General features: G+C 38.3%; 4 protein-coding genes. 2 read left to right on the top strand and 2 right to left on the bottom strand.

The window, feature by feature from the left end:
- Positions 1 to 510: 510 nt before the first annotated feature.
- Positions 511 to 1,989, top strand: a complete 1,479-nt coding sequence (locus H4J50_RS17905) for an FAD-binding oxidoreductase (protein WP_182257557.1) — start codon at positions 511 to 513, stop codon at positions 1,987 to 1,989.
- Here the strand turns inward: H4J50_RS17905 and H4J50_RS17900 are convergent.
- Together H4J50_RS17900 and H4J50_RS17895 are read right to left on the bottom strand one after the other, a co-directional pair.
- Positions 1,969 to 2,667 (bottom strand): phosphoglycolate phosphatase, encoded by a 699-nt coding sequence (locus tag H4J50_RS17900; protein WP_182257556.1) that lies wholly within the window; start codon positions 2,665 to 2,667, stop codon positions 1,969 to 1,971. The genes H4J50_RS17905 and H4J50_RS17900 overlap by 21 nt on opposite strands.
- Positions 2,668 to 3,101: 434 nt before the next feature.
- Complete coding sequence (locus H4J50_RS17895; RefSeq protein WP_182257555.1) at positions 3,102 to 5,507, bottom strand: S8 family serine peptidase; 2,406 nt, start codon at positions 5,505 to 5,507, stop codon at positions 3,102 to 3,104.
- 360 nt (positions 5,508 to 5,867) lie between these two features.
- On the opposite strand from H4J50_RS17895, the gene H4J50_RS17890 reads away from it, so the two are divergent.
- Positions 5,868 to 7,700: a S8 family serine peptidase gene (locus tag H4J50_RS17890; RefSeq protein WP_182257554.1), complete on the top strand. Its 1,833-nt coding sequence runs from the start codon at positions 5,868 to 5,870 to the stop codon at positions 7,698 to 7,700.
- Positions 7,701 to 7,719: the final 19 nt, after the last annotated feature.

Genomic DNA, 7,719 nt, shown 5'->3' with positions numbered 1-7,719 from the left:
TCCGAACTCAGAAGTGAAACGTGTTAGCGCCGATGGTAGTGTGGGAGTTCCCATGTGAGAGTAGGACATTGCTAGGCTTCTATTTAGAAGAGCCCGATTCGAAAGAGTCGGGCTTTTTGCTGTCTGGAATTTATAAACTAAAACTCGTTATGTGAGAGGGACGCTGTTCCTGCACATCCATGTGCTCACGGCATTAGTTCATCTCGGTAATTGCTCCTGCATTACTCTACTAACCTACATCCATGTAGGAACTTGCACGTCATTGTTAGGCTTCTATTAAGAGAAACCCGTAGCTAACGCTACGGTTTTTTTGCTTTCTGAAGAGGTAAACAATATACGAAAATTTCTATGGTTTAACTTGTTCTAAGAGAAAATAGAGAATTCAATTCAAATTTAATCCTTTAAGCTGATAATAAACGCACATTAATTGTTATTTTTAGTAATTACATCTACGCAAATGACGTCTGTCGAAGTAAAATACTGATACATAAGTATTCTATCGTAAGTATTATGAATAACACCGAAACTACTCTTCAACCTTTAATTGACTCAGATACAAAAATTGCCATTATTGGTGGTGGTGTTGCGGGTTCAACTATTGCTTTACGTTTTGCTGAGTTAGGTATTGATACTACGTTAATAGAAAAAGGGCCGAGTTTAGTTAATGGCCCTCCTTTTTGTCACTTACATGCCGGTGGAAATTTATATCGTGAAATATCAGAACAACAATGTTTTACTTTATTAAAGCAATCGATAGATACAATAAAAGTGTATCCACATAGTATTAACTTTCGTCCAACTATAATCGCTTTACCTAAAACGGATAAAGGTGAAGTTGTTGATTTTTTACCACGTTTAAAAAAGCTCAGTGAGTATTATGCTCAGTTGGTATCACAAGATCTTAGTAATAAAGTGTTAGGTGATCCGGCACAATATTTTTTGACCTTTGATCGTAGTGATCTAGACCGATTAAGGAAGAAGGAACAGCCAACAATAGCTAATAGTAATGAAGACTGGTTAGTAGCTTTTGCCCAGCAGGTTGATCTAGATAAATTGAAATACCCTGTGTTATTAGTGCAAGAGTATGGTTGGTCTGCTTTTCGACTAGCAGCTATCGCAACCCTAGCCATTGAAAAACTGCCTCGTTGTCAAATTAAGCTTAATAGCCAAGTTATAAAAGTCACTAAATTGGTTGATGATGAAAAGTGGCGGCTAACTTATAGCGTTGATCAAATTAATGACCCAATTGATGAAGACTTTGATTACATAATTAATGCCTGCGGTTTCAAAAGTGGTGAAATTGATGACATGCTACAAGCGAAACGCCAACGTATGGTTGAATTTAAAGCCGCATATGTTGCACATTGGCCTGAATGTAAAGGACTATGGCCTGAAGTTGTTTTTCACGGTGAGCGTGGCACACCTAATGGCATGGCACAATTGACACCATATCAAAATGGTTATTTTCAATTGCATGGTATGACTCAAGACATTACCTTATTTGAAAAAGGTTTAGTGACGAGTGGTGAGCAAAGTGCCCAACCTATATTAGCTGAACGATTTATCAAAAAGATTGATCAACAATGGCCATCAACGATAGTAAACGATAGAACATTAGGCTCTATCGGACATCTTGCGAGATATATTAAAAACTTTTCACAAGCAAGGGTTGCGGCAAAGCCTATGTTTGGTGCTCAACAAATACCTGGTGATGATGCTAGCTTGCGTGCAGCTGATGTTTCTTTTTATGGTAAACATTACGCGCGTACCGAAATAGTAAAAGCATCCTCGGCATTAGCGGCTGCAGATGAAATTTTGCAAAACTTACAAGATGTTGGTTTAGTTAATAAAACTCTATTGGGCAAGCATCTTCATGAACACTATTTCCCCGTTACATTAAAGTGTACAGATGCCGAGGTAACAAATTTAGCGGTTACTTTAGCTAAGCAACGACAATACCCTGAAGAGTTAGCTAAAAACTTTATCTAATAATGGTATTAACTCAGGGAATGTATCTAAACACCAGTCAGGCTTATGTGTATTAATATCCTCGCCATAGTTATACCCGTAAGTTAACCCTATGCTCTGCATATTTGCAGCTTTAGCTGCCAATATATCGTTTTTAGAGTCACCTATCATGATACATTCATCTGTGGAAACGTTTAACACCTTACAAGCGTGCAACAACGGGAGAGGATGTGGTTTACGCTCTTTCAAACTGTCTCCGCCAAGTTGTAACTCGAATAAATCAGTTAAGTTATAACTCGCTATAATAGGTGCAATAAATATAGTTGGTTTATTAGTAATAATCACTAAACGATACCCCTGTTTTTTTAACGCTAATAAGGTTTTTTTTACGCCGTTATATAATACAGACTCAACACAGAGCTTCTGTTGGTAGTATGTTAAAAATATTGCTAAGGCGTTATTTATTTCAGCTTCACTAAATTTTCTATTTTCAGACTGGTTATTTATAGAATGTGATAAAGCACGTTCAACTAAGGTTTTAGCACCATTACCTACCCAGCCTCGGATAACTTCTTGTGAAAATACTTTTAAGCTGAGTGAAATTAACATTTCATTTATTGCTGCAGCAAGATCTGGTGCACTGTCAAGCAAAGTACCGTCTAGATCGAATAGCAGTACAGTTTTATTGCCTTTTATCATCTGTACATTCCTGTATGTTCATGAAGAATTTTTTAAAGGTAAACACCTTGTTATCACTTAGTGTTGATAACGTAGTTGTATCTAGCTGGAAATTAATTGTTGTCCCGAGGTTCAAATCATCCTTGCCAGTAACGATAGAAAAGTCAGTTTCAATAACTGTTTAAAGGCAAGTTAAATTGTAATATGAGTATTAGATCTAGACCATCTTTATAGTGTCCTAATGTTTAATTAGATTCAATACAATATCCTTTGTTTAGGTTGATATGATCTTCAGAATCGAGCCAAGGGATGTTTTAAGTAGCTAAATGCCATGGAGGCTAGGTATTATTACTGTTTGAATGGAAAAGTGTGGCATTTATAATGAGCAAAAAAAAGAGAAAGTACATTGTACTTTCTCTAATTACTACACTAGTTGGGATCTAGTTATCAATTATTTATGGATTGTATGTAACATCTAAGCTAACACCACTTGCTGCAGAGTATCCGTAAATACCTATGTGCCATGTATCAGCTACTGGGTCAGTAAATGCACATGCTTCTGAGTTACCGCTTTTATATGGGCGACAGTCATATGTAGATGTAGTTGGCTTAGCACCACGACGGATGTATAAATCTGCATCACCTGTACCACCACTCATATTAAAATCAAGTGTAGACATACCAGCTGGTACATCAATTGTGTAGTAAGTCCATGCACGACGAGCTACAGAAATATCAGTTACAGAAGCACTACCACCTGTAGCAACACCACCTGTTGTAGGTTCAGTAAAGCTACCAGTCAAGCTAACACCATTAAAAGCTGAATAACCAATAACTTTCACATGGTAAGTTCCTGCTTGTGCTGTTGCAATTGGACAAGACTCTGCATTACCACCTTTGTATGGACGACAGTCATAACTTGATGTTGTAGGAGCAGAACCAAATTTAACGTAAAGGTCAGCATCGCCCGTACCACCAGCCATATCAAAGTTTAGATTTGTTGCACCGGCAGGTACAACCATTGTAAAGCTTAGTTCTTGTGAAGCTGAGCCAGCTAAGTTTGTTATAGCAACACTATTTGAAAGCTCATTACCACCACCTGTAGGAGGAGGAGTGGTTGTTCCACAGCTTGCTGCTAATGCATCAGATGCCGCTTTAGCTTGTACTAAGCCAAAACCGGTTTTGTCATCACGTCCAGCTGCACCTAAGTCAATCGCTGTTGCTTTTAATGCATTTCGAACTTCTGTTGCACTACAGCTTGGGTTATTACTCCAAACAATAGCAGCAACACCCGAAACATGAGGTGTAGCCATTGAAGTACCGTTGTAATAAGCGTAATTTTGATTACCTACTACATTCAAATTAGCCGATACGCCTAACTGGTTCATAAGTTGTAAACCTAAAGCACGATTTATTGAAACTGTTGGTACAGTTACATCAGTGTTAGCATCAACTAAAAATGGGTTTTGTAAACCTGGACGTGCACTATTACTATAAACAATAACACCAGAGGCACCTGCATCAGCACAAGCTTTTGCTGGGTTTATTTCTGGGTAGTTACTACCTTTTTGGTTGTCATTACGTTCAGCCAAACAAATATTACCTGAAACGTTTGAACAGCTATAAGTGCTTCCTGAAAGTGTACAAGCAGATAAAACACCATTAGCCGAGCTATTTACATTGCTTACTGTAAAGCTACCTGCGCTTTGTACATAATGTGTTTGAGGTACAACTTCATCATTACCATATGTAGTAGAACCCAATGAGATATAACCTAGACGACCGTCACCGGCAACCGTAGACAAAATAGCTTCACCTGGAGCTGAAATTTCAACTTGTGGTGTATATTGAGAGAATTCTGCATGTTGACGACCCTGATCAAGTGCACCTACCGCCATAACAGCATCGTATGAAGCAGGGTAAGATAGAGTTGCATCACCGTCATTACCTGAAGCAGCGATTAGTAAAACGCCTGAATCTGCAGCCGCTTGTAATGAATTTTTTTCAGCAACACTTGAACCAGCGCCACCTAAACTCATGTTAATAACTTTAGCGCCATTATTAACACAGGTATCAACAGCATCAACTAGTTCACCAACATAACCCCAGCCAGCCTCGTTAAATACTTTGATAATGTGTAAGTTTACATTAGTATTCGGCAAAATACCGACAACACCTTCAGAGTTATTTACGGCAGCAATAGTACCTGCAACGTGTGTGCCGTGTGAACCACCATTTTGGTACCAGTTACCTGTACCTGAGTTATTAGTACCTGAGGCATTGTTAGCATTTAAATCTGGGTTAGAACGTTGATAGCCTGAATCAATAATACATACAGTCATGTTTGCTGCATCATTATCAGTAAGTTGATCAGACTGAGTATCAGCGATACCCCAAGGCTGATTTTGTGCCATTAAGTAGCGTTTAAAATCTGGTTCTGCAAACTCTACGTCTGCATGACTATTAAGCTCAAGCGCCATCGCTTTTACGTCATTAATATGTTTTTGCTTGCCGATTGAAATAACATGGCGACCATTTTTAAGCTTCTTTAAATGTTTTAAGCTCTGGCCTGCTTTTTTAGCTAGACCTTTTGGCATCGCTTTTTCTGAAGCAAAGCCATTCAGTGCTTGTGCTTCAAAACCATTTTTATATTTAACAATAATGCGGTCAGTAAAGTTATGGCTTTGAATTTTTTGATCTTCGCGCCATTGGGTAAAGTCAGCATTAACTGCTGTCATCGTATTGTTTGCATTAACAGGGGTAAGCTGTAATTCAGTTGCTTGAAAAGTCTGCGCGTTGCTCGTTGCAGCAATTATAGAAAGTGTTAAAGCACTTAATCCTAATGTTCTATTATTTATCATCTAAAGGTAACTCCAATTGTTTTTACGCTGAATCCAGTAATTTAATACTACATCGGACGTATTATTTTTCTCGTAGGATGATTAATCATCGAAATTAAGCTTGGCGTTTTTAAAGAGATTGTAATAGCAATTAAAAGACTTTTTTTAATAAAAAAACGACAAGTAATATAAATGCTAATTTATTAAAGTCATTGGTTCTATTGTGTTTTATTAATTATTGTCGCTTTTATATGAAAAAACGTCGCGTTTATACTAGAGGGTTTTTGTGTTGCTGATAGTATCGTGTAGTACTTAAGACAAGTTTCTTAACAGCAAAAAAATAATAATAAGTTCTTTACTACATAAACAGCTGGAGCATCTATGAAAATTTCTAAATTTACAAACTCTATAATTGCCATTGCAGTAACATCTGCATTCACAGCCCAAGCAGCTGATGATAGATACATCATCAAAGTTGATGAAAGTAAAAAAGGAATTGTGAAAGCGTTAGCTAAAAAACTTAATGCTGACTTGAAAATCGATGGTAACGGATTTATTGCTGCCTCTTTTGCTGGAAAATCATTAGCAGAAGTTAAAGGGTTAATGAACAATCCACATATTCAAATGATTGAAGAAGATCAACGCCGAAGTGCGAGTGCTTTATACAACGACGATATTGGTAACGCGATGACTGAACAGTTAACGCCTTATGCGGTATATCAGTCACAGGCAAATCAAGTGGTTTTTAATGCTAATGCAGGCATGAAAGTGTGTGTTATTGACTCAGGTCTAGATCGTTCTAATTCTGACTTTATATGGAACAATATCACCGGTGATAATGATTCTGGTACTGGTAATTGGGATGAGCATGGTGGTCCTCACGGAACACATGTGGCAGGTACTATTGGTGCGGCAGATAACAATATTGGTGTTGTAGGAATGGCGCCAGGTGTTGATATGCATATTATAAAAGTATTCAACGCTGCAGGTTGGGGCTACTCTTCTGACTTAGCATTCGCTGCTGAAAAATGTAGTGCGGCAGGTGCAAATATCATTAGTATGAGTTTAGGTGGTGGTGCTGCAAACAGTACTGAAGAAAATGCCTTTAAAGCTTTTACTGACGCTGGTGGTTTAGTCGTCGCTGCTGCAGGAAACGATGGTAATAATGTGCGCTCATATCCCGCAGGTTATTCTTCGGTGATGATGATCGGTGCAAACGATGCCAATAACAATATTGCTGATTTTTCACAATTTCCCAGTTGTACAGTATCTACTGGACGTGGCAAAAAAGTAACGACAACCACAGATGAAACCATTTGTGTTGAAGTAACAGCCGGAGGTGTGGACACACTTTCTACATATCCTGCAGGACTAGCAACAAATGCTTCGATGAGTGCAGACGGCACAGCATATGCTTCGTCTTCTATGGAAAACATCGGAAATGTTAATGGTAGTACTTATTATATGGGGACTGCTGAAACAACAGATAGCGCTGCCAATGGTAATGTCTGTGTGATTGACCGTGGTGTTATTTCATTCCACGACAAAGTTCAAAACTGTCAGAACTCTGGTGGTATTGGCGCTGTTTTGATTAACAACGAAGCAGGTATGTTATACGGAACTTTAGGCGATATAAATGCTACAACGATTCCTGCTGTAGGCGCGGCGTTTGAAGATCGTAGTGCTCTGTTATCAGCTACAACGATTAATATTGCTATCGGTGCAACAGATTATGGCTTTATGAGTGGTACATCGATGGCGACACCGGGTGTTTCAGGTATTGCTGCATTAGTTTGGTCAAACCACAATGAATGTACAGGTACAGAAATACGTGAAGCGCTAAAAGCAACAGCAGAAGATAATGGCGCTGCCGGTAAAGATGTATATTTTGGCTACGGTATTGTTAAAGCGGCAACTGCAGATGCATACTTAACTACTAATGGTTGTGCCGGTGGTGTTACGCCTCCTCCAGCAGGCGGTGATATTAGCTTAACTACTAATGGTTATCGTTCTAAAGGCAAAAACAAAGTTGATTTATCATGGTCTGGAGCGGTAACAAGTAATGTTGATATCTTTAGAAATGGCTCATTAAGATCAACAACAGCAAATGATGGTTTATTTACAGACAGTTTTAAAACTTCAGGTACATATACTTATAAAGTGTGTGACCAAGGTACTGATAACTGTTCTGCTGAATCAAGTATTTCATTTTAGTTAGAAAGTTAGTTAATAG

Origin of the sequence: Colwellia sp. 6M3, assembly GCF_014077595.1 — a bacterium.
In the GTDB taxonomy this organism is placed as follows: domain Bacteria; phylum Pseudomonadota; class Gammaproteobacteria; order Enterobacterales; family Alteromonadaceae; genus Cognaticolwellia.
The sequence above is the reverse complement of the archived record's forward strand: the minus strand, read 5'-3'. Positions and strand labels throughout refer to the sequence as shown.